This is a genomic window from Streptomyces sp. GL_141 (assembly GCF_057834385.1).
Genome location: NZ_CM174402.1, coordinates 741,089 through 768,087 on the forward strand (window position 1 = coordinate 741,089; position 26,999 = coordinate 768,087).

Consider the following 26,999-nt stretch of genomic DNA (forward strand, 5'->3'; position numbering starts at 1 on the left):
TCGTTGCACGTAAGACCGTGACGGAGACCCGAACCCATCGGCCCCGATCGCATGACCTGCGTCACACAAGCGGGGCCGATGCCGCCGATGCAGGCTCAGGCTCAGGCGAACAGCTCGGCGAGCAGCTCAGGGCCGATGGCGATGGGAGCGGGGCGGTAGGCAGGAGGCTGGGTGCCCAGCAGCTCGCGGACCAGGAAGTCCCAGCAGCGTGTACGGACATAGGCCAAGTGGTCGATGAACGTGTGCTCGGCGCCGGGCACGATGAGCAGCTCGAAGTCCTTGCCGGCGGCGATGAGCCGGTCGGCCAGGCGGAGGGTCTGGTCCGGATGGACCTGGTCATCCATGTCGCCGTGGATCAGGAGCAGCTTGCCCACCAGGCGGTCGGCGAGGTCGATGCTGGAAGTGCGGCCCCAGGCCTCGGGGTTGTCCGCGCCGTCGTAGGTCTCCACGAAGCCGGCGTTGAAGTGGCGGGCGTCGTGCGAGCCGGAGAGTGCGGCTCCCACCTTGTACGTCTCGGGGAAGTCCAGCATCGCGCGGGCCGCGGCGAATCCGCCTCCGGAGTGGCCGAACACGCCCACGCGATCCAGGTCCATCCACGGCCGGGTCTCGGCCAGTTGACGCAGCGCCGCGACGTGGTCGGCCAGGTTGCCCGCGTCGGCCAGGTGGCCGTACGAGGCGTCGTGGAAGGCCTTGTCCCGGCCCGGGGTGCCGCGTCCGTCCAGTGCTACCACTACGAAGCCCAGTGCCGCGAGGGGTTCCGCGTCGAGGCCCAACCCGCCGGGGTCGAAGGACGGGGAGACCCGGTTGAGCTGCGGGCCGGGGTAGACGTTGTCGACCACCGGGTAGGAGCGGGCGGGGTCGAACTCCCGCGGCCGGTACAGCACTCCGCAGATGTCAGTCACCCCGTCGGCCGCCTTGACGCAGAAGCGTTCCGGCGGCGTCCAGCCGGTGGCGGTGAGCTTGCCGATGTCCGCGCGCTCCAGCTCGACCAGCACGCGGCCAGTCCAGTCGCGGACCGTCGTCACCGGCGGGGTGTCGACCGTGGACGCGGAGTCGACGAAGTAGTCCTGGTGGTCGGGGAGGGCGGCGATGTGGTCCTGGTCGTCGTGGGTGACCTTGGCGAAGCCGGAGCCGTCCAGGCCGGCCCGGCACACCGTACGCCGGTACGGGTCCCCGTCGACCAGCCCGGAGGCGGTGAAGTACACCACCCGCTCAGCCTCGTCGACACGCAGGATCTGCCGTACCGCCCACTGCCCGGAGGTGACCTGTCCAAGCAGCGCGCCGGTGCGCAGGTCGTACCGGTACAGGTGTCCCCAGCCGTCGCGCTGCGAGTACCAGAGCACCTCGTCGGCGAGCACCCGCACGATCGGCGGCTCGTACACCCACTGGTTGGGCTCGACACGGGTCGCCCCGGTCTCGCTGAGCACCGTGGTGACCTCGCCGGTGGCCGCGTCCAGCCGGTACAGGGTGAGCGTGCGCAGGTCGCGCGGCCGGCCGAGGTAGTACACCGCCGAGCTGTCCGGGGCCCACCAGGCCCACTTGATCGTGATCGGCGACAGTGTCGGCATGAGCAGCGGCTCGGCCTGGGCGCGGACCACCGTGCCCGCGGTGACGTTCAGTACGACCAGTTCGGCCAGCGGTACGTGCTCGTCCCCGGGGTAGGCGAACCGCTGGGTGTGCAGCACCGGGGCGCCACCGTCGACGGGCCTGGCCTCCAGCAGGTGGGTCTCCCGGACCTCGCGCTCGTCGGTCCGGTGCGCCAGCACCTTCGTCGAGTCCGGCGACCAGGCCACCGCGGGCGGCAGGTACGGCAGGCCGATCTTGCGCAGCAGGGTGCTGTTCGCCGTGCACTCCGGGACGGTGCCGTACTGGTGGCCGGGCGCGCCATCGGCGGTCAGTGCCCACTCGCGGCCGTCGGACAGCGAGCGCGCCCACAGGTCGTGGCCCCGCCGGGACACCGCGAACTTCCCGTCGGGTGACGGTACGTCGAGGGGGCTGCCCGGCGGATTGAACTCGGCCCGCTCGCACACGTAGTCGTCCAGGCGGCAGCGCCACCACTCGCCGAAGGAATCGAACTCGACGGTGTTCCCAGCCAGTTCGATCGCCGAGGCCGGCAGGAACTCGGGGTCGACCGGCTGCCCGGAGGCGGCGGCCAGCCCGGCGGCGAGCAGGGCGTGGTCGAAGGCCGGCTCACGGGTTCCGGCCGCCGGGTCGACCAGCACGAACCGCTTACCGACACCGTTGCTCACGGCGTACCAGAAGCGGGCCCCTCCGTCGATCCACTGCGGCCGGACCTTGTCGCCGACGACGAGCTCGCCGGGGCGGGCGGGCCGGCGCAGCAGCTGTTCCGCAGCCTGGTAGTCCTGAGTGGTGCTCATTCTTCTTATCCTTCTTCGGTGTCGGTTTGGGCATGGTGATGCCACGGTGGCGCCATCACGGCAGAGGCGATGTGGCCGAGGAGGGCTGAAGCGAGGGCGTCGGCCGTCTCGCGAGCCAGGCTGATGTGAGGTGGGCTCCGTGAGCGCCGTGTCGGCGTCTGGAATCGCTTCCCGAGCGCGTACTGCGAGGGGGCGCGACGGATTCATCCTGCAGCTACGAGCCTCTGCGTCGCTCCCTAAAAGCACCTCGGCCAGGGATATTGCTGCATCGTCCAGGTAGTTCAGTGCGGTGGCCGGAGGCGGCGTCGCGAGCTTCGCTGAGCTTGCTCGTCATGTTCACCCAAGGGGGTGCCCGTTCGGAGCTACGGGGGTCAGAGGCTGCGGGCGGTGATGTCGCCGTAGGAGGTGGTCGCGTGGATGTTCGGGCCGGAGGCGGCACCGTCGGCGTTGTTGAGCGAGTTGTGGATCCGGCCGTAGCTGGTGCCGGCGTCCAGAGAGGCGGAGACCCCGCGGGCGGCGCCGACCGAGATCTCGCCGTGCTCGGTGCTCAGGGTGACCGTGCCGGTCATGGCCTCCGCGATGTGGATGGCGCCCTTCTGGGTGCTGATCTGGGCCGGACCACCCAGGCGGCCGACCGCGACGTCGCCGGCCTGGAGGGTGAGGCGGGCGCTCGCGGTCTCGTCGAGCTTGACCGTGCCCTGCGCGCCCTCGAAGGCGACATCGCCGAGCCGTCCGACGCCGCGGAACTCGGCGCTGGCCGTCTTCGCCTCGATGCGGGAGTCGGCGGGCAGGTGGACGGTCACCTCGACGGAGCCGGAGTTGCCGAGGATCTGGTTCTTCGCCTCCGGGGCCGCGATCCGCAGGACGCCGTCGCCGTACTCGACCGTGGTCTCCTTCGCCGCCTGCGCGTCGCGGCCCTTCGAGGCGTCCGCGGGCAGGACCTCGACGGTGGTGTCGGCGCGGTCGGCGGCGATGAACCGAATGCGTCCCGCGGGGATGTCGAGGACGGCGGCGATCGGGGCAGGGGTGTCGAACTTCTGCATTGTTCTGTCCTTCGAGTCGTTGTTTCCTGCGAGGGAAAAGCTACGTTGCGTTCAGAGATTCCTCAACATATCTACTGCGAGAAATCACCATCACTGCAGGTGAAAGGCGGCAAATCGTTGCAACGATCTTCAAATTAAACGCAACGGCAGATGCCTAATCGTTGCAATGAATTGAACGTGAACGCTCATGGCCTCAGCCAGTGGCGGCCGGGACGCGCGGCGGCCGTACGTCAGGGTCCGGCGACCGTGGCGAACTGGTCCCGGGTCCGGGCGGCCTCCTTCGCGGCCGCTTCGGTCGCGCGGTTCTGCATGAGGAAGAGCGCCAGCACCGCGGCACCCAGTACCCCGCAGACACCGACCAGGAAGGTGGCGGACATCGCGGCGGTGAAGGCCTCCCGGGCGGTGGCTGCCAGCCCCTCGTCCCCGGTGCGTGCGGCCAGGACGAGCGCCTCGGAAACGGCGTGACGGGCGGCCTCGGGCGCACCGACGGGCATCTCGGAGGTGTACGTGCTCGAGAGGACTGCGCCCAGCACGGCCACACCGAGGGCGGCGCCGGCCTGCTGGATGGTGTCGTTGAGCGCGGACCCGACACCGGCACTCTCGGCCGGGACCGCCCCCATCAGGGCGCTGGTGGCCGCAGGCATCACGAGTCCGGCACCCGCTCCGATCAGGATCATCGCGGTGGTCAGCGGTCCCCAACCGTCACCCGAGGAGAGGCCGGTGAGGACACCGGACCCGGCCGCGATCAGCAGCAGGCCGAGGACCACCATGATCCGGGTGCCGGTCTTCGCCAGCAGCGCGGCGCCGATGCCGTTGAAGGCGAGGGCGGCGACAGCGAGCGGGGTGAAGGCCAGGCCGGTCTCGGTGGGCGTGTAGCCGAGGACGAACTGCAGGTACTGGGTCAGCACGAGCAGAAGGCCGCCGTTGGCGAAGGTCAGCAGCACCAGCGACAGGCTGGAGCCGGTGAAGACCCGGTTGCGGAACAGCGACACCGGGACCATCGGGTGTGCCGTACGGGTCTCCCAGACAGCGAATCCTGCCAGGCTCAGCACCGCCACGGCGAGCGTGACCTGGGTACTCGTACGCTCCAGGCCCTCCTTGGGCAGCTCGGTGATCGTCCACACCAACGCGGTCATCCCGGCCACGGACAGCACCATGCCCAGCGGATCGGCCTTGCGCCAGGGCCCCTTCGACTCCGGCATCAGGACCAGGGCCGCGAGGATGGCCAGCGCCGCGATCGGGACGTTGATCAAGAAGACCGCACCCCACCAGTACACGGCGATCAGCCAGCCGCCGAGCAGTGGGCCGCCCACCACGCCGAGCATGGACACCGAACCCCAGGCGGCGATCGCCTTGGGACGCTCCTTCTCGTCGAAGACGGTGATCAGGATGGACAGCGTGCTCGGCATGATCAGCGCGCCGCCGACGCCCATCAGCACACGGGCCAGGATCAGCTGAGCGGGACTGTCGGCGATGGTCCCGAGGACCGAGGCCGCGCCGAACACCGCGAGTCCGATGACCATCACACGACGCCGGCCGAACCGGTCGGACAGGCTGCCCGAGGTGAGGAGCAGTCCGGCGAAGACCAGGATGTAGGAGTCGATGATCCACTGAATGTCCTGCGCGCTCGCCCCCAGGTCCTCGGCGAGCGGCGGGATGGCCACCGTGAGCACCATATTGTCGATGACCAGGACCAGCGTGCTCAGGCACAGCACGACCAGGATGAGCCAGCGGCGCGGATCCGGCCGCGGAGACTCTCGTATCTCGTCCACGGAAGACGGAAACCTCTCGGTTAGATGTGTTCGGGGGCGCCGACCGGCGGCACCCATTCGGTGAGCTGGACCACGACGCCATTGGGGTCGGTGAGCTGGAACTGCAGCTCACCCCAAGGCTCTTGGTGCAGCTGTCCGGTGACGTGGGCGCCCTCGCGGCGCAGCCGTTCGTACTCGGCCACGACATCCGTGACCACGAGGGTCACGACCAGATCCGCCAGCCCCAGGCCGAGCCGGGCAGGCGGCGGGAGCTCGGGGTCGCGTTCGAGCAGGGCGATTTCGGCAGAGGCGTCATCTCGGCGGAGGCATACGTACCCCTCGGCCGACTCGGCTTCACGGAACCCCAGATGCGCGGTGAAGAACCGGCTGGACGCGCCCACGTCCTGCACGGTCAACGACACTTTGGTGGTGACGACGTTCATGCAGTCAGCATCCGTTTTGGACAAGATGATGATCAACGGCCGATCATGCAACGCCGGTTAAGTCAGGGGTTAATGATCATGCGAGGCGCGGGGGCACGTGGAGCTGCGGGACATAGAGATCTTCCTGACGCTATGTGAGGAGCTGCACTTCGGCAGGACGGCCGAGCGGCTGCACGTGTCGGCGGCGCGGGTCAGTCAGGCAATCAAGAAGCAGGAACGGTCGATCGGGGCGGAACTCTTCGAGCGGACCAGCCGCCATGTGCGGCTCACGCCGGTGGGTGAACAACTGCTCGGCGATCTGCGGCCGGTGTTCCAGAGCCTGAAGGCAAGCGTGGACCGGGCTCGGCTCGCGGCCCAGGGCAAGACGGACATCCTGCGGATCGGCCTGATGGTCACCAACGGCCACGAACTGCGACCCTTCTGGGACGCCTTCCGCTCGCAGCACCCGCAGTGGGGGCTGCGGCTGAGCCACAACGGCTACATGGACCCGTTCGCCCCACTGCGCAACGGTGAGATCGACCTGCTGCTGGCATGGCTCCCGGCGGAAGAGCCCGATCTGACCGTGGGGCCGGTGCTCTTCGACGAGCCCAGGGTCGCCCTGGTCGCCTCCGACCACCGGCTGGCCGGCCGCTCGTCGGTGACCTTGGAAGTGTTCGCGGACCACGGGATCGTGGGGCCGGACGGGTTCCAACCCGAGTACTTCGAGGATGCCTTCGTACCGTTCTCGGCGCCCAGTGGTCGTGACATCGAACGGAAGTTCCTGGTCACGACGCTGGACCAGTTGTACACGCTCGTTGCGGACGGGGAGGTCGTCCACCTGCTGGGCAATCAGGTCACCCGCTTCTACGTCCGCCCCGACGTCACGTACATCCCCGTTCGCAACACGTCCCTCCTGCGGTGGGGCCTGGTCTGGCGCTCGGACAACGACAGCCCGATGGTCCGGGCGTTCGTACGCATCGCCCGGGAACTCGGGACGATGTCGCTGTGAGTGACATGCAAGTTGATGATCAACGGCCGACCGTGTACAGCCGGTTGAGGCCAGAGTCAGTGAACAGATAGGGCGTGGGGGCGCGTGGAACTGCGTGATATCGAGATCTTCCTGACATTGTCGGAGGAGTTGCACTTCGGGAGGACGGCCGAGCGGCTGCACGTGTCGCCGGCACGGGTCAGTCAGGCCATCAAGAAGCAGGAACGGTCCATCGGGGCGGAGCTCTTCGAGCGGACCAGCCGCCAGGTCCGGCTCACGCCAGTCGGTGAGCAGCTGCGCGACGACCTGCGCCCCGTCTACCAGGGGCTGAAAGCGAGCATGGACCGGGCCCGGCTCGCCGCCCAGGGCAAGACGGACATCTTGCGGATCAACCTGTTGGTCTCCAACGCACACGAACTGCGGCCCTTCTGGGATGCCTTCCGCTCCCTGAATCCGACGTGCGGGATCCGACTCCGCTACAACGGCTTCATCGATCCGTTCGGGCCGCTGCGCAGGGGCGAAGCGGACCTGCTGCTCGCCTGGCTCCCCGTAGAGGAACCGGATCTCACCGTGGGCCCGGTGCTGTTCGCGGAGCCCCGGGTCGCAGCCGTGGCCTCCGACCACCGACTGGCGGACCGGCCGTCGGTGTCCATGGAGGTGCTCGCCGACCACGGCGTGATCGGCGGGGGATGGGTGCAGCCCGACTACTGGGAGGACGCGTTCATGCCCTTCTACACGCCCAGCGGCCGGACGATCGAACGGAACTTCACCTGCACGGATCTCGACACGCTCTACATGATCATCTCCTCGGGCGACGCCATCCACACCCTCGGCGCCCAAGTCCGCCGCTTCCACGTCCGCCCCGACGTCACGTACCTGCACCTCGACGACGCCCCGATGCTCCGCTGGGGCCTGGTCTGGCGATCGGACAACGACAACCCGATGGTGCGGTCCTTCGTAAGCATTGCCCGCGAGCTCGGGACGATGTCCTTGTGAGGGGCTTTCGGCCAGCCTCACGCACCGACCCCCTGGCCGAGGAAGTGCCGGACATCGGTCGCGAGAGCGGACATCCGCTCACGGCTTCCAGCCAGGTGGTGACGGCTGCCTCAACACCGCGCTTTGTTGGCTGTCCACAACACAGCTCACCAGCTTCCACGACAGACCGACAGCGGGCTGCGGATTCGGAGGAGAGCCCACCCAGAGCCGCCCGCGGCAGCCAAAGAGTCCGGGGACCAGACCTCTCGGCATGAGGTTCCTCTGCCGAGAGGCGCGCCCACGCCCCCTCTCCAGGCAGTTCAGCGCACTCTTCCCCTAGCCTTCAGGCGAGTTGGGGGGAGTTCCGGAGCCGGAATCGGAGGGCCGTCGTAGCCCTTCACCTCGCCGTAGCGGGTGCCGTTCATCCAGTCTTCGCGGAAGCCTGCGATATCCTCTTGGGAGCGTCCGATCCAGTTCCAGAACATCACGATCTCCTCCTCGAACGGCTCGCCGCCCAGCAGCATCAGGCCGGCGTCCGAGACCGCGCGCAGGGGGAGGTCGGTGCGGCCGCAGCCGAGGTAGAGCATGGCGCCGGGGAGGAGCGGGACGCCGTCGACGTGGGCTTCGCCCGACATCGACAGGACCGCGTACTCGAAGTCCGGGTCCAGCGGGAGCCGGGTCTCCGTGCCCGCCGCCAGGGCCAGGTCCGCGCCGACGATCGGGCTGTACGCGGTTCCGGGCGAGGTCGCCGTGTCCAGGGTGCCCAGGATGACCGTCGCCGTCAGGCCCGGGGCGCTGACCTGCGGGAGGTCCGCGTGGTGCTGGAAGTGCGGGTCGACGTCGCGGTGCGCGTCCGGGAGGGCCACCCACAGCTGCGCGCCGTGCAGGAAGCGGGCGTGCCGGCGCGGGCTCTCCTCCGAGTGGCTGATGCCCCGGCCGGAGGTCATCAGGCCGAGCTCGCGCGGGCGGATCGTTTCCAGGCTGCCGACGCTGTCGCGGTGCAGCACTTCGCCCTCGTGGAGCCAGCTGACCGTCTGGAGGCCCGAGTGGGGGTGTGGGGCCACCGCCATGCCGGGCTCGTCGGCGATGTCGTCGGGACCGTAGTGGTCGACGAAGCACCAGGCGCCGACCATGCGGCGGCCCAGGTTCGGCAGGAGCCGGCGGACCTCGGTGGACTCGCCGAGTTTGACGGTGCGCGGGCTCAGGAGCTCGCGCACGGGCTCGGCGACGACGAACCCGCGTCCGCCGCAGGTGGAGAGAGCGGGCTGGCGATCGAGATTGCTCATACCGCACAACTTAGTCCCGGCGCAGCCGCCGGGGTCAGGGGAATGTGCGTACGGATCCACGTGTTGCAGCAGCCGGACGGAACGATCAGGGCAGACGACGGCAGCGGGACCGCACCGCGTCTGCACGGCGGAAGGGATCCGATGGACGTGAGGGGCGCGATCGCCAAGGAGCAGGGCTACCTGGAGCACGGGACCGCCGCCGAGCGCTGGGACCGCGGCCGGCTCTTCTTCGAGGCGAAGGAGTACGCGAACGCCGCCCGGGTCCTGCACGGCGTGGCGGCCGAGGCCCCCGAGCTGCTGGCTCCGCGGCTGCTGCTGGCCCGCGCCTACTACCACTCCGCGCAGCTCTCCAAGGCCGAGCGCGAGCTCCGCGCCGTTCTGGACCGCTGGCGGCCCGTGGAGGACTACGCGCAGCTGATGCTCGGGCGGACCCTGGAGCGCCAGGGCAGGGCCGCCGAGGCGGCACCGTACCTGCGGATCGCCGCCGCGATGGCCGGGGACTTCCCGCAGTAGACGGCCGGGGACTTCCCGGAGCAGGGGTGGCGGATCCGCCCCCGGGGCGGGGCCGCGGCGCGGCCGTGTGCGGCGCCGCCCACTCTCCCGGCCCCGCCCGTGCGGGACCGGGGCGGTCCCTCGGTTAGCCTGGGGGCAATATGAACCGTCTGACCACGCCCTTCGGCTCCTACGAGCTCGCCCGCTTCCCCGAGGACCCGCGCGACCGGCTCTTCGCATGGGACGCCGCCGACGAGTACCTGCTGCGCCACCTCGAATCCGGTACGGGTGAACGCGGGCCGGTGGATCTGGCCGGCGCCGGGCAGATCACCGTGATCGGGGACCGCTGGGGAGCCCTGACGACGGCGCTGGCCGCGCACCACCCCACGCAGATCACCGACTCCAGCCTGACCCGCTCCGCCACCATGGCGAACCTGGACCGCAACGGGATCGGCACCGCCAAGGGCACCGTCACCCTGCTGACCACCCAGGACGCGCCGCCGGAGCGGATCGACGTGCTCCTGGTGCGGGTGCCCAAGAGCCTGGCGCTGCTGGAGGACCAGCTGTACCGGGTGGCCCCGCACGTGCACGCGGGCACCGTCGTCGTCGGCGCCGGCATGGTGAAGGAGATCCACACCTCCACGCTGCGGCTCTTCGAGAAGATCCTGGGACCGACGAAGACCTCCCTGGCCGAGAAGAAGGCCCGCCTGATCTTCTGCACGCCGGGCAACCCGGGGGCGACCCGGCCGGCGACCCCCGGACCCTGGCCGCTGACGTACGTCGTGGACGAGGACGGCGGCTCGGGCGCCGGGCTGACCGTCGTCAACCACGCGGGCATCTTCTGCGCGGACCGCCTCGACGTCGGCACCCGCTTCTTCCTCCAGAGCATCCCGACCAATACGGACGGGGCCCGGGTCGTCGACCTGGGCTGCGGCAACGGGGTCGTCGGCACGGCGGTCGCGGTGGCCGACCCGCGTGCGGAGGTCGTCTTCACCGACGAGTCGTACCAGGCGGTCGCCTCGGCCAAGGCGACGTTCCGCGCCAACGTCACGCACGAACGGGAGCGGGCGGACTTCCTCGTCGGCGACGGGGTGGCGATGCTGGACCCCGGTTCCGTGGACCTGATCCTCTGCAATCCGCCCTTCCACTCCCACCAGGCGACGACCGACGCGACGGCGCTGCGGATGTTCGCGCAGTCGCGCAAGGCGCTGCGGCCGGGCGGCGAGCTGTGGGTGGTGGCCAACCGCCACATGGGGTACCACACCCACCTGCGGCGCCTCTTCGGCAACAGCGAAGTCGCGGCGAGCGAGCCGAAGTTCGTGGTCCTGCGGGCGGTCAAGCGGCGCGAGCAGCCCCGCGGCGCGTGACCTGCCCGTACGGCCCGCCCGTACGTCCCGCGCGTCGATCCTGCGACCGCCCTGCGCTAACCCGCCGGTAGGTCCGTCGCCGCGTCCTACACTCGGCCGCGTGAGCAGTCAGGTGGATCAGGACGCGGCCGTCGGCGGGCACTACCGCCGGGACGAAGTGGCGCGCGCGGCCGGGGTCAAGGTGCGCAACCTGCGGTACTACCAGGAGCGCGGGCTCCTCCCGCCACCGCGCCGGGAGGGGCGGATCGCCTGGTACTCCGACGACCACCTGAACCGACTGCGCCTGATCAACGACCTGTTGGGGCGCGGCTATACCGTCAACGGCATCGCCGAGCTGCTGGCGGCCTGGGAACAGGGCGGCGGACTGTCCCAACTGCTGGGCCTGGAGCGGGAGATGACCCGCGACTGGGAGCAGGACGACTCGGTGGTCATGTCCCGGGCGGAGCTGCGGGAGCTGTTCGGCCCGACGGCTTCCCCCGGGGACACCCGGCGGGCGGCCGAGCTGGGCTACGTGACGATCGACGGGGACCTGGTCACGCACCGCAGCCGGCGCCTGCTGGAGGCGACGGTGACGCTGGTGCGGGCGGGGGTTCCGCTCGCGGAGGTCCTGGACGCGGGGGACTTCGTACAGACGCAGGCGGCCGCGGTCGCGGACCGCTTCGTCGCGCTCTTCAGCGCGCACGTGATCGGCACGGACGGGCTGGAGCAGCTTTCGGCCACGCGCTTGCAGCACATCACCGAGGCGGTGGCGGCGCTGCGTCCGCTGGCGGGCGAGGTCGTGGCCACCGAGTTCGCCCGGGCGATGGCCCGGCGGGTGGACGCCGAGGTCGCCGGGCTGCTGCACACGGAGTCTCCCGGGGCGTGACCGGCGAGTAGGACTCGGCCTGAAAGGTACGCCCGAGCAACCTTGCCAACCCCCATTGGCACTCTTACATTCAACTCGTCGGTAACAACGGTGCACAGCCGAACATAAGGGACGATCTCATGGCAGATTCCCCGAAGTTATCCGAGAGGGCCGACGATGCGGGCAGAGTCCGCTGGCGCCGGTTCGCCGTACTGACCCTCCCCGCCGTCGCCGTGACCGCCGGCCTCGGCATCGCCCTCGCACAGGGTGCGCTCGCCGCCTCCTTCGCCGTCTCGGGCCAGCAGTTCAAGGTGTCGGCGAAGAGCCTGGAGGGCGAGGGCTTCGCCCAGTACGGCAGCGTCGACGTCAACGCCCGCGAGGAGCTCATCCCGGTGGCCGTCACCGCCATCAGGGAGGCCAAGCTGCACAGCCTCTGCCAGTCCGTGGTGACCACCCTCCCGATCATCGGGGACATCTCGCTCAACCTCACCGCCGGCCAGAAGGCCCCCGTCGAGGCGAGCAACCTCTTCGTGGACGCCACCCAGCTCTCCGGCGACGCGGTCTTCACCAACATCGAGATCGGCCGCGACGCCTCCACCCTCGACAAGGGGCCGGCGGACGCGGTCGGCATGCAGGACCTGTTCGCCCAGCAGGCCGACACCGTCAGCATCACCGATCTCCGCCAGACGGCGTGGGCCACCAATGCGGGCACCTTCAAGCTCTCCGGGCTGAACATGAACATCAGCAAGGGCAAGAAGGAATGCTTCTGAGCCGCTGGCGGCGCTGGCGGCGCGGCCGGCCCTTCTGGGGCGGGCTGTGCGCCATCCTCGCCGGGGCCGAGATCTGCGCCCTGCCGCTCGCGCCCCTGAAGATCATGCTCCAGCAGGGGGTCGCGGGGATCCCGTCGGTCCTGATGGGCATCGTCATGATCGTGCTCGGCCTCACCGCCTGGTTCTCCCCGCCCCAGCGCGCCCTGGCCGGCGTCCTCACCACCCTCATCGCCACCGCCGCGCTGGTCCTGTCGAACCTCGGCGGGTTCCTGATCGGCACCCTGCTCGGCATCCTCGGCGGCGGCCTGATGTTCGCCTGGCAGCCGTACGCCGCCCCGCGCCCCGGCGCCGCCACGGCCGCATCCCCCACGGCCACCGCCGCCACGCCCCCCACGTCCGCTCCCCCACAGCACCACGATCCCCAAGGAGCACAGCCATGAGCCGTACGCGCACCACCACGCTCGCGCTCGCCGCGGCCGCCGCGGCCGGAGCCATGTCCCTCGCCCCGGTCTCCGCCACCGCCACGCCCTTACCCCTGGCCGGGTCGACCACCGTCACCCCGGCCGGGCACGCCTTCAAGGCCACCCTCAGCGGGAAGGCCACCCTCAAAGCCGGTTCCGTCACCGTCACTTGTACGGTCTCGGTGTCCACCGGCGCGGTGCCGGCAGCCCCCGGCAACACCAACCCGGCGGGCCCCGTCTCCTCGCCGATCTCCCCGCCCACGTACAGCTCCTGCACCTCCAGCATGTGGGGCGTGACCCCCACGGTCACCACCAGCGGGGCCTGGTCGGTGTCGATGCAGAACGGGTCCCCCATCACCGCCACCATGACCGTGCCCACGGGCGGGCTCGTCGTCCAGACCAGCGGCCTCGCCAGCTGCACCGTCACCGCCGCCCCGTCCGGACCGGCGAGCGTTCCCGGCACCTGGACGAACGGCGCCCCGCCCAGCCTGACCTTCACCAACGCCTCGGTGCCGGTCACCGTCACCGGCGGCTTCGGCTGCCCGACGAGCGCGACCGCGTCCACCTTCAACGCCGTGTACAAGGTCACCGACAGCACCAACCCCGCGCAGCAGATCACCGTCGGCCCCTGACAGGCCCGCACGCGAGGAGGCCCGCCGGTCCCGGATCGCTCCGGGACCGGCGGGCCTTCGTGCGCGGGGAGCTCAGCGGTGGGCGGGGAACTCCACCACCTGCTGATATGTGGGCCGGTTCTGCCAGTTGATCTGTGGGTGGGACAGGCCGCCCACCGGGCGCTGCACGATCGCGTCCGCGCACCACTGGTTGCCCGCGGCGCAGGTCCCGTCCGCCGGGTACACGGCGGCGGGGGTGGCGGCCGCGGCCTGCTTGAGCGTTGCCGTCATCGCGTCCCGGCAGGCGGGGAGCGAGCCGTTCCCGCAGTAGGCCCGGGCCAGGGGTCCGGACACCGGGCGGCCGAGCACCGTCCGCAGGTCCTTGTCCACGTAGCTCCACCAGCCGTACTGGAAGGCCGAGCCGGCGTGCGAACCGGTGGGCCCGTGGCCCGCGTTGGGTGCCTCGTCGATGGTGAGCGAGGCGCGCAGGGCATCGTAGAGCGGCGCCCCGAGGCCGGGCTTGAACGCGGCCTCGACGAGCCGCGGCCACCAGGCGTCCATGATCCGTACGGCGTCCGCGTGCCCGTACGTCTTGGACCCGGGCGCGGTCTCCTTGCGCTCGGCGCCCGCGGCCTGCCACGCGGCGAGCTTGTCGATCGCGGCGCCGACGGCCGGATCGGTGACGGGCGCACTGCGCAGCACGGCCAGCAGTTCGGGCAGCAGGTTCTCGGCGCGCAGGTCGGTGACCGCCGCGTCGGCCATGGCCTGGGTGAGCTTGGCCCGGGTCACGCCGCCCGCCGCGACGAGCGCTCCGACACGCTGGTCGAGGAGGTCGCCGCGGTGGACGGAGCCCATCCCGAATCCGGCCGCGGCATAGCCCTTGGCCTGCTTGTTGTTCCAACTGATGTAGTAGTCCTGGCCGATGGACTGCGGGTGCTCGGCGGGTGGGGTGTAGGAAGCCGTGTTGGCGACCGGGTCGAAGTCCTGCCATTCGTAACGCTGCTCGCCCTGGACGGGCAGCGCCGCGTCGACTCCGGCCGCACGCACCGGGTTCGACCCGCTGTTGTAGTAGGCCGCTTCGCGCGAGTCGGCGTAGAACCAGTTGAAGGCGTAGCCGATGTGCCGGGCCGCCTCCTGGAAGGTGCGGGCGTCCTTCACGTAGGAGGGGTCGTTGAACATCTGGAAGCCGATGATCGAGTCGGCTTCGTGGCGGTACGTGGAGCGCAGCGCGGTGTAGGCCACGGGCTTGCCCGCGATGGTCGCGCGGTGCGTGACGATGCCGTAGTTGGTGCGCCACACCTGCATCCGGTAGGAGCCGCCCGGGGTGGGGTCGGCGACGGACGACTTCCAGGTGTTGGTGTGTTCCAGCTTCTCCATGGGCGTGCAGGCGCCGCGGTAGAGGTACGAGGTGCTCGCCCTGGTGGGGGCGCCGCCGCCGGGCTCGCACAGTTCGACGGCGAAGGTGTCGGTGATGTCCTGGCCGGCCGAGGTGGCGCTCCAGGCGTAGTCCTGGCCGCGGCCGAGCTGTACGTACATGCTGACGCCCGCGAAGGAGGCGCCGCGCGCGCTGATGCCCGGGCCCTGGAGCTCCTGGAGCATGAGGAGTTGGGGCGCGAGGTAACCGGTCTGCGGACCGAAGACGGCGACCGGGTGGCCGCTCGCGGTCTTCGCACCGGAGACGAGCAGGGCATTGGACATGCTCTGCTTCACCGGCCTGGGCGGGTCGGCCGCGGCGGCGGTCACCGCCGAGCCCGTACGGTCGTACACGAGTTGCTCGGCGGTGACCGAGCCGGCGTCGGGCAGGGCCGCGCCCTGCGGGTCGGCGGGCTTCTGCGCGTAGGGGAAGCTCGTGCCGTCGTGGACGGTGAGCACGGCTTCCGGGTCCTCGCGCTGACGGAAGGACTCCCAGACGCGGGTGCCCTCCTCCAGGCCGTACGTCTGCTGCGCGGACAACAGGGAGAGCGCGGCCTGCACTTCGCCGCCTCCACCGCCGCCGAACAGGCCGCCCACGACGGAGGCGAGGGCGATCAGGTCGGTGAGCTTGAAGGGCTTGATCTCACCGGCGTTGGTGATCGAGTTGATGTGTCCGGTCAGCACGTACTCGCCGGGGAAGTAGCGGCCGTTCTTGGACTGCACGCGGTAGGCGTTGATGCCGTCGATGTAGGCCTGGGCGTCCTCCATCGCGAGCCGTCCGCGCTCGCCCTCCCCGGTCCGGATCCGGTCCACCTGGGCCTGGAGGTCCGCCTCGGTGTACGGGGCCTGCGGCCAGAACTGCTGCTCCAGGCCCTGGTTGGCGAGGGCGCCGCCCGCGAAGGGGGTGAGGTCGCCCCGTCCGACGTGCCGGAAGAGGTCCATCTGCCAGAGCCGGTCCTGGGCGGCCGCGTAGCCGGCGCCGAAGGACGTCCCGTAGCGGGTGGTGCCCTTGATGTGCGGGACGCCGCTCTTCTTGTCCCGGGTGATGGTGACGTCGGAGCGCGGGCTCGTGGTGGACTCGACCTGGTCGGCCGGGACGCCGAAGGAGGCGTCGTTGAAGAACTCGTTGACCTTGGCGTCGGTGAGGCCGGGATAGCCGGCCACCAGCGAGTCGTAGCGCGCCAGTTGGTCGGAGGTGTGGGCGGGCAGCGTGCCGAACGCCTTGTGGGCGAGGATCTGGGCGAGGGTGGCGTTGCCGCTCTGGCCGGGCGGCAGGATGTCCGCGCACTGCTGCCCGCAGTAGTCGGTGTAGTCGGCGCTTCCGGCATAGCCGGCGGTCGGGCGCGGCGCCGGGACGTCGGCCGCGGAAGCGGCCGGGGCGAGCAGGGCCGCTCCGAGGGCGATCAGTGCGGTGGCGACGGCAGTTCTCGTGCGAGCTCTCGTGCGCGTGGTGGGGCGTCGCATACGTGCTCCTCCGTGGGGGGCAGGAACCGGTCACGGGGAGGGTACTGGCAGGTGCTACCACGCAGTAAGATGAACGACCGTCACTTTTCGCGCGTGTTCGCGCGTGTTCGCGCGTGCGGAAAATCCGTTGCCCCCGGGCGGTCTGCCGGGTGAAGCTCCTTGGCATGTCCCACAGCACCGCGGAAACCAGCACGCGCACCCGGCACGGCGTCGCCGACCTCTTCAACGCCGACGGCCGCCTCACGACCATCCCGCGCAAGGCGGCCCGCCGCGAGCAGCTGCTCGCGCACCTCACCGAGACCCTCTTCGCGCCGGACCGCGCGTACACGGAGTCCGAGGTGAACGGACTGCTGCGGACCGCCCACGAGGACTGCGCCGCACTGCGGCGGTACCTCGTCATCGCCGGGCACCTCACCCGCACCCGCGACGGCTCCGGCTACCGGCGGGCCACGACCACCCTGTAATGGGTCGTCAGCCGGCCGTCCTCGCCGATCACATGGAAGGCCACGGCCGGCGGCTCGTCCGTGTGGATGTACTCGCTCCCCCCGGAGGCCGCCTCCCACGGGAGCCTCGTCGTGGACACCACCCCCGGAGCCACGAGCAGCGGCCGCCCGGCGAAGGTGGTCGCCGCACCGGTGTGGGCGTGCCCGCACAGGAAGGCCGTCAGGTGCGGGTGCCGCCCGGCCAGCGCCGCCAGCCGCTCCTCGCCGAACTGCCGGATGCCGTCCACGTACGGGATGTGCAGCGGGACGGGCGGGTGGTGGAAGGCGACCAGGACGGGCACCTCGTGCGGGGTGTCGGTGAGCACCCCGTCCAGCCAGGCGATCGTCGAGTCCTCCAGATACCCCCGGTGTTCACCGGGTACGGACGAATCGCACACCGCGAGGACGAAGCCGTCGCCGCGCAGCACCTGGTCGACCGGGGCCGCGGACGGGCGCTCCTCCCCCAGCAGTCCGCGCCGGAAGGCGGCGCGGTCGTCGTGGTTCCCGGGGCAGACGATCAGCGGATGGCGGGAGCCGAGGGCCTTGCGCGCCTCCTCGTACTCCTGCGGGCGCGCGTGATCGGCGATGTCCCCGCTCACCAGCACCGCGTCGAGCTCGTACGGGAGCCCCTCCAGGTACTCCATGACGGCACGGGTCCGCTCGGCGGCCCGTTCCCCGCCGTCGAGGTGGACGTCACTGAGGTGGGCTATCACGATCACGGGCGGCGACTCCTTCGGTCCGGAAGCTGGGATTGTATGCCCGTGGCACGAACCCGTGGCGCGAAGGCGACGTACGAACCCGCGGGACCGGCCACCCGCATTCTTGACCCCTAGGTCAAGAATCGATAGCGTGACGTCATGGGCAGGCCGAAGAGCTTCGAACCGGACGCGGTCATCGCACAGGCGATGGAGGCGTTCTGGACCAACGGCTACGCCGGCACCTCCCCCGCCGACCTCGCCGAGGCCACCGGGGTGGCCAAGGGCAGCCTGTACCACGCCTTCGGATCCAAGCGCGAGCTGTTCGGCAAGGCCCTCGAGCTCTACGGCCGCGCCGGCTCCGAGATGACCGAGGAGTTCCTCGCCCGGCCGAGCACGACCAAGGAGTGCATCCGCGACTACCTGACGCTCCTCGTGGACACGGACCTGGACGGACCGGTCAGGCGCGGCTGCTTCGCCACCAACGTCACACTGGAACTCGGCGGCCGGGACGAGGAGGCCACCCAGGCGGTTCACCGCATGGGGCAGCGCACCATCCAGCTCCTCACCGACCGCATCGAGCAGGGCCGCCGCGACGGCGACGTCGCCCCCGAGGTCGACGCCAGGGCACAGGCCCAGTTCCTCCTGAACACCATCGTGGGGCTGCGCGTCATGGCCAAGACCTTCGACGGGCCGACGCTCCACGGGGTCATCGACACCGCCCTGGCAGGGCTCTGACCCCGACCCGCAACGCCCCTTCGGGGGCATTTTTTACACCCTGATTTTTGACCTGCAGTTCAAGAAAAACACAGCCGGCGAAAGTGGAGTCATGGACCTCGGAATCAGCGGAAAGACCGCCCTCGTCACCGGAGCCGGCCGCGGCATCGGACTCGCCATCACCCAGGCGCTGTCCGCGGAGGGCGTCAGGGTGGTGGGCGCCGCACGCACCATCACGCCCGAGCTGGAGAAGGCCGCCGCCGCCACCGTGTCCGTCGACCTGAGCACGCGCGACGGAGCGACGAGGGCGGTCCGGGAGGCGATCGACGCGGTCGGCGGGATCGACTTCCTGGTCAACAACGTCGGCGCGGGCGATCCGGACGGGCTGTCCCTGGGCGGCTTCCTCGGCGTGGACGACGAGCAGTGGCAGGCCGTCTTCGACCTCAACCTGTTCAGCGCGGTCTGGACGACCCGGGCGGCGCTGCCGGGCATCCTGGAGCGCCGGGGGGCGATCGTCAACATCTCGTCGATCAACGCCCGCGTGCCCGCCGGTTCGCCGGTCGGTTACGCCGAGGCCTAGGCGGCGCTGAACCAGCTCAGCAAGCGGCTCAGCGAGGAACTGGCGCCGCGCGGCGTACGCGTCAACACGGTCTCACCCGGCTTCGTCTCGAGCCCGCTGTGGACCGACCCGAACGGTTTCGGCGGCAAGGTGGCCGACGCCTTCGGAGTCAGCCACAGTGACCTGCTCGCGAACATCCCCGCGCAGTTCGGCCTCTCATCGGGACGCGTCACCACCCCCGAAGAGGTGGCCGACCTGGTCTCCTTCCTCCTGTCCGAACGCGCCGCCAACATCCACGGCGCCGACCACGTCATCGACGGCGGCACCCTCAAGGCCGGCTAGGCCGGAGGGCCGGAGGGCGCTTACCGCTTCACGGCGAGTTCACGGCCAGAACCTGCGCACCGACCCCACCGAAACCGCCGACGTCGCCCAGGACCACCCGGACGTGGTGAAGGAGCTCGCGGCGGCCTGGGAAGCCGCCGCCCGGCGCAACGGCGTGTTCCCCGGCTGCGGTTCGCCCACAACGAATACGGAGAACTGCACGAGACCGACGCCGGCCCCCTGACCGCGGGCCGGCGGACGCTCACGCTCTCGGCCGAAGCCGTGGAGGGCCTGCGCTGGACGTTCCGCATCCTGATCGACGGCGTGGAGACCGGCCGTTCGAACAGCGTGCACCAGCTCATCGGCATGGCTCCGCTGCAAGGCATCAGCGTGGGCGTGGACCGCAAGTCCCCCGTCTCCTGGCCGGTCTACGAGCGCCACCGCAGCTTCCGCTACACGGGCCGCCTGCGTTCGGTGACCTACACCCCCGGCACGCGGGCGCCCTACGACCCGGCGCTCGTGGCCCGCGCCCTGCGAGAGGCGGCCGCCGCCTTCGAGTAGCGCCGCCGGGAACAACCGGCCCCGCCGGCAGGGTTGCACCGGCAGAGGGGCGGTATGCCCGCACACGCTCAGGCCAAGACGTATCCATGCAGGAGGACTGCTTTTCATGACTGACCGGCCCTTGACGCTCATGGCAGTACACGCCCACCCCGACGACGAGGCCACCAGCACCGGAGGGGTCCTCGCGCAGTACGCGGCGGAAGGCATCCGCACGGTGCTCGTGACCTGTACCGACGGCCGTTGCGGTGACGGACCGGGGGGTTCCAAGCCGGGCACTCCGGGGCACGATCCGGCAGCCGTCGCCCTGATGCGTCGGCAGGAACTCGAGGTGAGCCGTGACGTGCTGAAGATCAGCGATCTGGAGACGCTGGACTACGCCGACTCCGGGATGATGGGCTGGCCGAGCAACGACGCCCCCGGAGCCTTCTGGCAGACCCCCGTCGAGGAGGGCGCCGCCCGGCTCGCGGAGCTCATGCGGCACTACCGGCCCGACGTCGTCGTCACCTACGACGAGAACGGCTTCTACGGCCACCCCGACCACATCCAGGCCCACCGCATCACGATGGCGGCACTGGAGATGACCGATCTGGCACCGAAGGTGTACTGGACGACGATGCCCCGGTCGGCGATGCAGCGCTTCGGGGAGATCATGCGCGAGTTCGGGGAGGACATGCCGGAGCCGGATCCCGCCGAGACCGCCGCGCTGGCCGAGATCGGCCTCCCGGACGAAGAGATCACCACCTGGGTGGACACCACCCCGTTCAGCGGCCAGAAGTTCGACTCGCTGGCGGCGCACGCCAGCCAGGGCGAGAGCATCTTCTTCCTCAAGATGGGCAAGGAGAGGTTCGGCGAGCTGATGGGCGTGGAGACCTTCGTACGCGTCAAGGACGCCTCCGGCGCGACCGTACCCGAGACCGATCTCTTCGCCGGACTGCGCTGACCCACCCGCAGGACCCAAAGTCCCGGGGCACCCGGCGACGGCGAGGGCGGCGAGGGCGACGACAGCGACGCTCAGGACGAGCACCTCGTCCGCGAGACCGAAGAGACCGTCGTCGCCCTCGGCCCGATCGTTCCCGGGCCTCTACGAGGTGGTGCCGCACGACCTGCGCGACCCGCGGCGGCGCTGCTGGCCACACTCGCACCTCTCCCGCGCAAGCCGGCGGACTAGGCAGAGAACTGTCAGTTTCCGTGCCGTGAGGGGCAGGGTCGACCGGAAAGCACCCCAGACAACTGGGATGTCCGAGGGCCCGGGAGCTCGTACAGAATCGGTCCGCGGGCACCGGTCAGCTGTTCGACGGCAGGACGGTCCGGCACGTCCGACGGTTCGGTACCGCGCCATCGAGAGAGCCACGAGTGACCGGAAGGCTCCATTGACCACTACAGCGTTTCGTCGAGCAACGATCCGATTCGCCCACATGAACGCCGGGGAACTCGTGGACCGGTCCACCATCGGGGCCTCCACGGCGGTGGACCGGGAATGGGCCTGGGGCGGGTCGCGCGGTGCGGGAATCCGGATCTGCGTCATCGACAGCGGAGTCACGCCGGACCATCCCGAGATCGGCCCCCTGGAGGGGTCGTACGCGGTGGAACGCACCGAGCAGGACGCCGCGGGCGACGGCCGGCCGGGCCACCGGATCGTCCCGGACGACCAGGGCGACGCCGCCGGTCACGGCACCGCCTGCGCGGCGATCATCCGGCGGATCGCACCGGACGTGAGCCTGACCAGCGTACGGATCCTGGGGCCGGGACTCGCGGGCGACGGCAACATGCTGCTGGCCGCCCTGCGCTGGGCGGTCGCGGAGCGCTTCCACGTCGTCAACCTCAGCCTCTCCTCGCGCAAGGGCGACTTCAAGGCCGCCCTGCACGACATCGCGGACGAGGCGTACTTCAACCGGGTGGCGATCGTGGCCTCGGCGCACAACAGCCCGGTCCGCAGCTATCCCTGGATCTTTCCCTCGGTGATTTCCGTCGGGTCGCACGAGATCGCCGACGCGGAGCGCATCGAGGTCAGCCCGCAGCCCCCGGTCGAATTCTTCGCGGCCGGCGTCGGAATCGAGGTCCCGTGGACGGGCGGCGGCCGTTCGTTCCTCTCCGGGAACAGTTTCGCGACCCCCCATGTCACCGGGTTCGTGGCCCGCATCCTCGGAAAGCATCCGCATCTTCCGGTGAGCGAGGTCAAGCACGTCCTCGCCTCCCTCTCGGACAACTTCACCGACGCGTCCGACCCGCCCCGAGCCCCCACCCCTGTCACCGCTTCCGTCGTACCCGTCTCATCCACCCCGTCCGCCGAAGGAGTCGGCCATGACGAATCCGGCGCATGACGCCCCTCTCGACGCCCCTCTCGACGGCCCTGCGCTGTCCCGGCGCGACGAGGTGTTGCGCTCGACCGTACGGCTGGCCCGGCTCGTCTTCGGCGCCCCCGCCTCGTCGGTCTTCCTGCACGACGCGGCGGGCGGGGCACTCGTCCTGGAGGCGATCTCCGACCCCCGGGAGGACAGCCTGGTGGGCTGGACCATCCCCGACTACAGCAGCATAGCCGGGTGGGTCTTCCAGAGCGGGGAGGCGGTGATCGCCGACCACCTCGACGACCACCCGCAGTTCAACCGGGACTTCGCGGCCTCCACCGGCCGGATACCGAAGGCCATCATCGCCGCGCCGCTGGACACCGACGGCTCCGTCTTCGGCGTTCTGGAAGTGCTCGACCCGGAGCTGGGCCCGCGCAGCAAGACAGCCGTCCTGGAATTGGTCTCGGAGCTGGCGCGCCAGTGCGCGGCGGCCCTGGTGCTGGCGGGCCCGCCGCCCGGCCCCGCCGGACGGCACGCGGCGGCCGCCGAACGGCTGACCACCCTGGTGGCCGACCTGGCCAGCACCGACGACCCGCATGCCGCGCGAACGCTCGCCTCGCTCGAGGAGATCGCCAGCGCCCTGTCATCGAGAAGGGGGTGATCCCGTGCACCTGCTGGAAATAGGCGCCATCCGCAACAAGCCCGCCGCCGGCCTCTATCTGGCCCTGACCCGCCGCTGCCCGCTGTCGTGCGCCCATTGCTCCACCGACTCCTCCAGTACCAGCGAACAGCATCCCGAGACGCCGTTCCGCCGGCTCGTGGAGTCCTTCGACCGCGAGACCAGGCCGGACCTGCTGCTGATGTCCGGCGGTGAGGCGCTGCTGCGGGCCGCGCTCGTCGCCGACCTCGCGCGCACCGCCCGGGCCGTGGGCTCCCGTTCGTACGTGCTGTCGGGGATGTGGTTCGCCCGGGAGAGCCGGCGGCTGCCCGCCCCGGTGTCCGCGGCGATCCGCGAGGTGGACCACTTCGCGGCGAGCCTCGACGAGTTCCACGAACGCGAGGTCAGCCGGGCCGACGTCTTCCGGGCCATGCACCGCATACGCGACCTGGTGCCGCAGGTGAGCTTCCAGCTCACCGGGCGGGGGGACGACGATCCCTACCTCCAGGGCCTGGTCGACGATGTGCGCCGCGAGTTCGACGACCAAGTACCCATCCTGGTGGGCACCTTGAGTCCGATCGGCCGTGGCCGCCAGCTCGGCGGGCTGACTCCCACGCCCTCCTCCGGGGTCCCGGTCTCGCCCGTCGACCCGTGCGACCGGATCACCTGGCCGCTGGTCACCTACGACGGCACCGTCTACGCCTGCTGCAATCAGGACCTGGTGGAGCGTCGGATGCCGGAGCACCTGGTCCTCGGCCACGCGTCCCACCAGTCGTGGCCCGAACTGCGCGAGAAGTTCCTGCGCCGGGAGCTGTACCGGGCGCTGCGCGTGCTCGGACCGAGCTTCGTGGCCGCCCGGTTCTCGGACGGACCGTGCGACAAGGGCATGTGCGGCAACTGCGTCGCGCTGTCCGGCGACGCCGAGGCCGAGCGGCAGGTGACGGAGTACCTGCGCAGCGACTCCGGGCAGCAGGTCGAGGCCGCCGCCCGCCGCATGGTCGAGCAGGTGGACGGGACCGCCTTCTCGGACCGCCGCTCCGGCCGCTACGGCGGCCTGGTGTCCCTGGGATGGGAGGCGGAGCGTGAACAGCCGTCCTACACGAGCTGACACCGGAGCGGTCCGCAACCGCCCCACGCTGGCGGACACCGAGGCGATGCGCCGCCGCCGCGGCGAGTCGGTGCTGCTGTACATCACCGACCAGTGCCCGGTCGGCTGCGCCCACTGCTCGGTGGACGCCCGTGCGGACAGCGACAGGGTCGCCGACTGGGAGGTGTTCCACGACGTCGTCGCCGGCATCGTCGCGCTGCCCGGCCTGCGGTCGGTGGCGGTCTCCGGCGGCGAGCCCTTCGCCGAGCAGCGGGCGCTGCCGTACGCGATCGGGGAGTTCGCCGACGCCGGGCTGGAAACCATCGTCTTCACCAGCGGGTACTGGGCGCGCGAGAACGGCTCCGCGCCCGGCTGGGTACGGCGGCTGCTGCCGCGGATCTCCACGCTCTTCCTGAGCACGGACGGCTTCCACCAGGGCGGCGTGTCGAACCACCGGTTCGTCGGCGCCCTGCGCGCGGCCGGCCGGGCGGGCTGCCGCATCGTCGTCCAGGAACTGGACACGGGCGACGGCGCGCGGGTGGCCGAGGAGCTGCTCTTGGAGGCGCTCGGCCCGCGGTGGGCCGACCAGGCGGAGACCAACGTGATCACCCCCCTGCGGTACGGGCGGGGCGAGGGGGTCTTCGCCCTCCAGCGCCGCCACGAGGTGGGGGCGTTCGCGGCGTGCACCCTGCTCGGCTCGCCCACCGTCCGCTACGACGGGGTGGTGATCCCCTGCTGCAACGAGGGGCTGATCACCGGTCACGGCCCGGCCGCGCTGCGTGCCCCGACCCGGCGGCCCGAGGGCGTGGCGCAGGCACTGACCGGGTTCCGGGAGGATCCGCTGCTCAGGGTGGTGGGGCGCCTCGGCCCGGGGGCGGTTGCCGACCTGCCCGGCTTCGGGGCCCTGCGGGAGGAACGCTTCGAGAACGTCTGCGGCGGTTGCTGGAAGGCGTACGACATAGCCGGCCGCCCGGGGCGGGCCGCCGACTCCGTGACGGCACTGGGCGCGGCCCTGAGGGAAGGCGGTTGACGGTGGAAGAGCAGACGAGGTCGGGGGCGCTGCGCCGCAAGATCGGGCTGCTGATGCCGGCGGTGGACGCCGCGTCCCGGCAGATGTGGACCCATCCGCACAGTGACCAGGTCTACCTGGAGTGGCTCAAGACGCTCCACGGGACGATCCGGGCCACGGTGCCGCTGATGCTGGCGGCCGTCGAGCAGTGCACCGTCCGTCAGGACGACCCGGTGGCCGACCTGGTGGGCCGCTACCTGGCCAAGCACATCCGTGAGGAGTACGGGCACGACCAGTGGGTGGCCGACGACTACGTGGTGGCCGGGGGCGATCCCGAGACGCTGCGCACGACGCTGCCGGGGGCGGCCGTCGCCTCGCTGGTCGGCTCGCAGTACTACTGGCTGCGCCATGCCCATCCGGTGGCGCTCGTGGGGCACATCGCGGTGCTGGAGGGCAACCCGCCCGGTCCCGGGCTGGCCGGTGACCTGGCGGTGCGGACCGGGCTGCCGGAGGCGGCGTTCCGCACCATCGCCCGGCACGCCCAGCTGGACGTGCAGCACCGGGACGACGTGTACCGGCTGATCGACCGGCTGCCGCTCGACCCGGCACAGGAGGAACTGCTCGGTGTGAGCGCGCTGCACTCCATGCGGGGGCTGATGGAGGTGATGGAGGACGTCATCAGCCGGGTCCACCGGCGCTCCCCGGTGGCCCTGGCCGGGTGAGCCGCGTACGGGTTCCGGGCCCGCTGGCGGGCCGCGACTTCCGGCTGCTGTACACCAGCACGGTGGTCTCCGGTCTGGGCGACTGGCTGGACCAGGTGGCACTGCTGGTGCTGGTCACCACGGTCTGGCACGGCGGCGCGGGCGATCTGGCGCTGGTGGTGGCCGCGAGCATGCTGCCGCTGCTGGCGACCCCGTTCCTGGCGGTGCTCGTGGACCGCCGGCCGTCGCGCCGGGTGCTGATCCTCACCGACCTCGTGCAGGCGGGGCTCACCTTGGGCCTGGTGGTCGCCCCCGGGGTGTACTGGGCGGCCGGGCTGGTGCTGGTCCGTTCGGCGCTGGGCTCGGTCGGCGGGCTCGCCGGCCAGATCCAGTTGCGGGTCTCGGTGCCGCCCGACGGAGTCCAGGCCGCGACCGTGCTGCTCCAGACGGCGATGCAATCGGTCAAGATCCTCGGGCCCGCGCTCGGAGGCCTGCTGATCGCCTTCATGTCGCCCCGGGCGGTCTTCGCGGCCAACGCGTGCACGTTTCTCGTCGGGGTGATCGCCGCCCGTGCCCTGCGCACCACGTCGTCGCCTTCCCGGAATAGGGATCAGCACTATGTCAAGGAACTCGGGGACGGCTTCCAGCACGTTTTCGGATCCCGTCTTCTGCGTTCCCTTCTGTTCGTCATGTGCAGCCTGATGTTCGTCGTATTCCTTTACGACTCCATGGCCGCCCTGATCGTGCCGGCTCTCGGGATGGGCGCGTCCTACATCGGCTACATGGTGTCCGCCGTCGGATTGGGCGGGGTCGTGGGTTCGCTAATGGGCCGTTTCGCGGCACGTCTTCGGCCTTTCCTCACCATGGCGGGGTCGGTCCTGGTGATCGGCTGCATCATCGTCGTCATCGGATTCGCCATTGTCCGTGAAACACGTATTGACTCCGCCATATGGCTGTGTGTTATTTTCCTTCTGGGAATCGCAAGCGCCGGAATTCTCGTCACTTTTCCCAGCGTGGTGCATTCCGAGACTCCGGTCGAACTGACCGGCCGGGTATGGGCGCTCATGAATTCCGCGCCGGCCGTACTGAACGTACTGGCCCCCGTGCTGGCGGCGGCCCTGGTCGTATGGATCGGGCTCGGAAGCCTGCTGTTGCTGGCGGGCGCCGCCCTCCTGCTCACCGCTGCCGTGGTCGCCGTCCGACTCGGCGGCGTACCGCCCACCGCCCAGCCGTCCGCCGCTCCCCCGTCCGCCGCTCCGCCGTCCACGGCCCCGCCGTCCGGCGCGGACGACGACGGTGCGGACGACGACGGTGCGGACGACGACGGCGCCGGCGCCGGCCGGGCCGAGGAGCCGGCGCCCGGCCCGGCCCCCCTGAACTCCGGTGCACCGCACCGGGAAACCAGAGCCCTGCGCGGGAAACGCGCAGGCTCGTCAACCGAGGAGATCACCATGGCAGACAAGATCGACAAGCTCGCCGAAGCCGGCTTCGCGCTCAACGACGCCAACGACGCCCAGCAGGCGGTGCTCAAGTCGCTCACCGAGGACGAGATCGACGTCCTGCTGAGCGTCAAGTCCCGGGTCGAGGCCGCCGGTTCGGACGTGGAGGGCCACTCGGTCTCCGACCCCAGCGGTGGCTACCTCTGGTAGTGCCGGCCCT

Annotated in this window: 24 protein-coding genes and 2 pseudogenes; 19 read left to right on the forward strand and 7 right to left on the reverse strand. The window is 70.7% G+C overall.

Going from position 1 to position 26,999, the window contains the following annotated elements; genetic code table 11:
* Positions 1–101: 101 nt before the first annotated feature.
* The 4 genes from AC3IX6_RS03205 to AC3IX6_RS03220 form a co-directional block, all read right to left on the reverse strand.
* Positions 102–2,378, reverse strand: a complete 2,277-nt coding sequence (locus AC3IX6_RS03205; RefSeq protein ID WP_489368667.1) for a S9 family peptidase — start codon at positions 2,376–2,378, stop codon at positions 102–104.
* 371 nt (positions 2,379–2,749) lie between these two features.
* A complete protein-coding gene (locus tag AC3IX6_RS03210; protein WP_489368668.1) occupies positions 2,750–3,421 on the reverse strand; it encodes a DUF4097 family beta strand repeat-containing protein in 672 nt (223 codons plus the stop codon).
* A 230-nt stretch (positions 3,422–3,651) separates the two neighbouring features.
* Positions 3,652–5,250 carry an MFS transporter gene (locus AC3IX6_RS03215; protein ID WP_489368670.1) on the reverse strand — a complete coding sequence of 533 codons (1,599 nt, stop codon included), beginning with the start codon at positions 5,248–5,250 and terminating at the stop codon, positions 3,652–3,654.
* Positions 5,214–5,651, reverse strand: a complete 438-nt coding sequence (locus AC3IX6_RS03220; protein WP_489368671.1) for a VOC family protein — start codon at positions 5,649–5,651, stop codon at positions 5,214–5,216. Before AC3IX6_RS03220 ends, AC3IX6_RS03215 begins: the two co-directional genes overlap by 37 nt.
* A 61-nt stretch (positions 5,652–5,712) precedes the next feature.
* Between AC3IX6_RS03220 and AC3IX6_RS03225 the strand changes: the two genes are divergently transcribed.
* Complete coding sequence (locus AC3IX6_RS03225; protein ID WP_489368672.1) at positions 5,713–6,603, forward strand: LysR family transcriptional regulator; 891 nt, start codon at positions 5,713–5,715, stop codon at positions 6,601–6,603.
* An 84-nt stretch (positions 6,604–6,687) separates the two neighbouring features.
* Positions 6,688–7,578 (forward strand): LysR family transcriptional regulator, encoded by an 891-nt coding sequence (locus AC3IX6_RS03230; RefSeq protein WP_489368673.1) that lies wholly within the window; start codon positions 6,688–6,690, stop codon positions 7,576–7,578.
* Between the two features lie 299 nt (positions 7,579–7,877).
* Here the strand turns inward: AC3IX6_RS03230 and AC3IX6_RS03235 are convergent, their stop codons facing one another.
* Positions 7,878–8,843 (reverse strand): pirin family protein, encoded by a 966-nt coding sequence (locus tag AC3IX6_RS03235; protein WP_489368674.1) that lies wholly within the window; start codon positions 8,841–8,843, stop codon positions 7,878–7,880.
* A gap of 141 nt (positions 8,844–8,984) precedes the next feature.
* Here AC3IX6_RS03235 and AC3IX6_RS03240 point away from each other — a divergent pair, with 141 nt between their 5' ends.
* The 6 genes from AC3IX6_RS03240 to AC3IX6_RS03265 all read left to right on the forward strand — a co-directional run bounded on the left by AC3IX6_RS03240 (position 8,985) and on the right by AC3IX6_RS03265 (position 13,409).
* Positions 8,985–9,356 carry a tetratricopeptide repeat protein gene (locus AC3IX6_RS03240; protein ID WP_489368675.1) on the forward strand — a complete coding sequence of 124 codons (372 nt, stop codon included), beginning with the start codon at positions 8,985–8,987 and terminating at the stop codon, positions 9,354–9,356.
* Positions 9,357–9,496: 140 nt separating this feature from the next.
* Complete coding sequence (locus tag AC3IX6_RS03245; RefSeq protein WP_489368676.1) at positions 9,497–10,702, forward strand: methyltransferase; 1,206 nt, start codon at positions 9,497–9,499, stop codon at positions 10,700–10,702.
* A gap of 100 nt (positions 10,703–10,802) precedes the next feature.
* Positions 10,803–11,567 (forward strand): MerR family transcriptional regulator, encoded by a 765-nt coding sequence (locus AC3IX6_RS03250; protein ID WP_489368677.1) that lies wholly within the window; start codon positions 10,803–10,805, stop codon positions 11,565–11,567.
* 119 nt (positions 11,568–11,686) lie between these two features.
* Entirely contained in the window at positions 11,687–12,316 is a 630-nt protein-coding gene (locus tag AC3IX6_RS03255; protein WP_385367803.1) for a DUF6230 family protein, read from the forward strand.
* Entirely contained in the window at positions 12,307–12,756 is a 450-nt protein-coding gene (locus AC3IX6_RS03260) for a DUF6114 domain-containing protein (protein ID WP_489368678.1), read from the forward strand. The genes AC3IX6_RS03255 and AC3IX6_RS03260 overlap by 10 nt, the downstream gene beginning before the upstream one ends.
* Positions 12,753–13,409 carry a hypothetical protein gene (locus tag AC3IX6_RS03265; protein ID WP_489368680.1) on the forward strand — a complete coding sequence of 219 codons (657 nt, stop codon included), beginning with the start codon at positions 12,753–12,755 and terminating at the stop codon, positions 13,407–13,409. Before AC3IX6_RS03260 ends, AC3IX6_RS03265 begins: the two co-directional genes overlap by 4 nt.
* 72 nt (positions 13,410–13,481) lie before the next feature.
* Here the strand turns inward: AC3IX6_RS03265 and AC3IX6_RS03270 are convergent, their stop codons facing one another.
* The gene (locus AC3IX6_RS03270) at positions 13,482–16,265 is read right to left on the reverse strand and encodes a penicillin acylase family protein (protein WP_489368681.1); all 2,784 of its coding nucleotides are present in this window, start codon (positions 16,263–16,265) and stop codon (positions 13,482–13,484) included.
* Positions 16,266–16,429: 164 nt separating this feature from the next.
* Between AC3IX6_RS03270 and AC3IX6_RS03275 the strand changes: the two genes are divergently transcribed.
* Complete coding sequence (locus AC3IX6_RS03275) at positions 16,430–16,729, forward strand: DUF2087 domain-containing protein (protein ID WP_489368682.1); 300 nt, start codon at positions 16,430–16,432, stop codon at positions 16,727–16,729.
* On the opposite strand, the gene AC3IX6_RS03280 is transcribed toward AC3IX6_RS03275, so the two are convergent.
* Positions 16,702–17,466, reverse strand: a complete 765-nt coding sequence (locus tag AC3IX6_RS03280; RefSeq protein WP_489368684.1) for a metallophosphoesterase — start codon at positions 17,464–17,466, stop codon at positions 16,702–16,704. The genes AC3IX6_RS03275 and AC3IX6_RS03280 overlap by 28 nt on opposite strands.
* Positions 17,467–17,604: 138 nt before the next feature.
* Between AC3IX6_RS03280 and AC3IX6_RS03285 the strand changes: the two genes are divergently transcribed.
* The 10 genes and pseudogenes from AC3IX6_RS03285 to AC3IX6_RS03330 all read left to right on the forward strand — a co-directional run bounded on the left by AC3IX6_RS03285 (position 17,605) and on the right by AC3IX6_RS03330 (position 26,989).
* A complete protein-coding gene (locus AC3IX6_RS03285; protein ID WP_489368685.1) occupies positions 17,605–18,180 on the forward strand; it encodes a TetR/AcrR family transcriptional regulator in 576 nt (191 codons plus the stop codon).
* A gap of 91 nt (positions 18,181–18,271) precedes the next feature.
* Positions 18,272–19,060, forward strand: a pseudogene (locus tag AC3IX6_RS03290) (SDR family oxidoreductase).
* 49 nt (positions 19,061–19,109) lie between these two features.
* A pseudogene (locus AC3IX6_RS03295) lies at positions 19,110–19,600 on the forward strand (arylsulfatase); the annotation flags it as partial.
* A 106-nt stretch (positions 19,601–19,706) separates the two neighbouring features.
* A complete protein-coding gene (locus AC3IX6_RS03300; RefSeq protein ID WP_489368686.1) occupies positions 19,707–20,540 on the forward strand; it encodes a PIG-L family deacetylase in 834 nt (277 codons plus the stop codon).
* Positions 20,541–21,015: 475 nt separating this feature from the next.
* Positions 21,016–21,921 carry a S8 family serine peptidase gene (locus tag AC3IX6_RS03305; RefSeq protein WP_489368687.1) on the forward strand — a complete coding sequence of 302 codons (906 nt, stop codon included), beginning with the start codon at positions 21,016–21,018 and terminating at the stop codon, positions 21,919–21,921.
* The gene (locus tag AC3IX6_RS03310; RefSeq protein ID WP_489368688.1) at positions 21,902–22,546 is read left to right on the forward strand and encodes a GAF domain-containing protein; all 645 of its coding nucleotides are present in this window, start codon (positions 21,902–21,904) and stop codon (positions 22,544–22,546) included. The genes AC3IX6_RS03305 and AC3IX6_RS03310 overlap by 20 nt, the downstream gene beginning before the upstream one ends.
* 4 nt (positions 22,547–22,550) lie before the next feature.
* The gene (locus tag AC3IX6_RS03315) at positions 22,551–23,651 is read left to right on the forward strand and encodes a radical SAM/SPASM domain-containing protein (RefSeq protein ID WP_489368689.1); all 1,101 of its coding nucleotides are present in this window, start codon (positions 22,551–22,553) and stop codon (positions 23,649–23,651) included.
* A complete protein-coding gene (locus AC3IX6_RS03320) occupies positions 23,626–24,660 on the forward strand; it encodes a hypothetical protein (protein ID WP_489368690.1) in 1,035 nt (344 codons plus the stop codon). Before AC3IX6_RS03315 ends, AC3IX6_RS03320 begins: the two co-directional genes overlap by 26 nt.
* Positions 24,661–24,662: 2 nt before the next feature.
* Positions 24,663–25,361, forward strand: coding sequence for an iron-containing redox enzyme family protein (locus tag AC3IX6_RS03325; RefSeq protein ID WP_489368691.1), 699 nt, complete (start codon positions 24,663–24,665; stop codon positions 25,359–25,361).
* The gene (locus AC3IX6_RS03330) at positions 25,358–26,989 is read left to right on the forward strand and encodes an MFS transporter (RefSeq protein WP_489368692.1); all 1,632 of its coding nucleotides are present in this window, start codon (positions 25,358–25,360) and stop codon (positions 26,987–26,989) included. The genes AC3IX6_RS03325 and AC3IX6_RS03330 overlap by 4 nt, the downstream gene beginning before the upstream one ends.
* Positions 26,990–26,999: the final 10 nt, after the last annotated feature.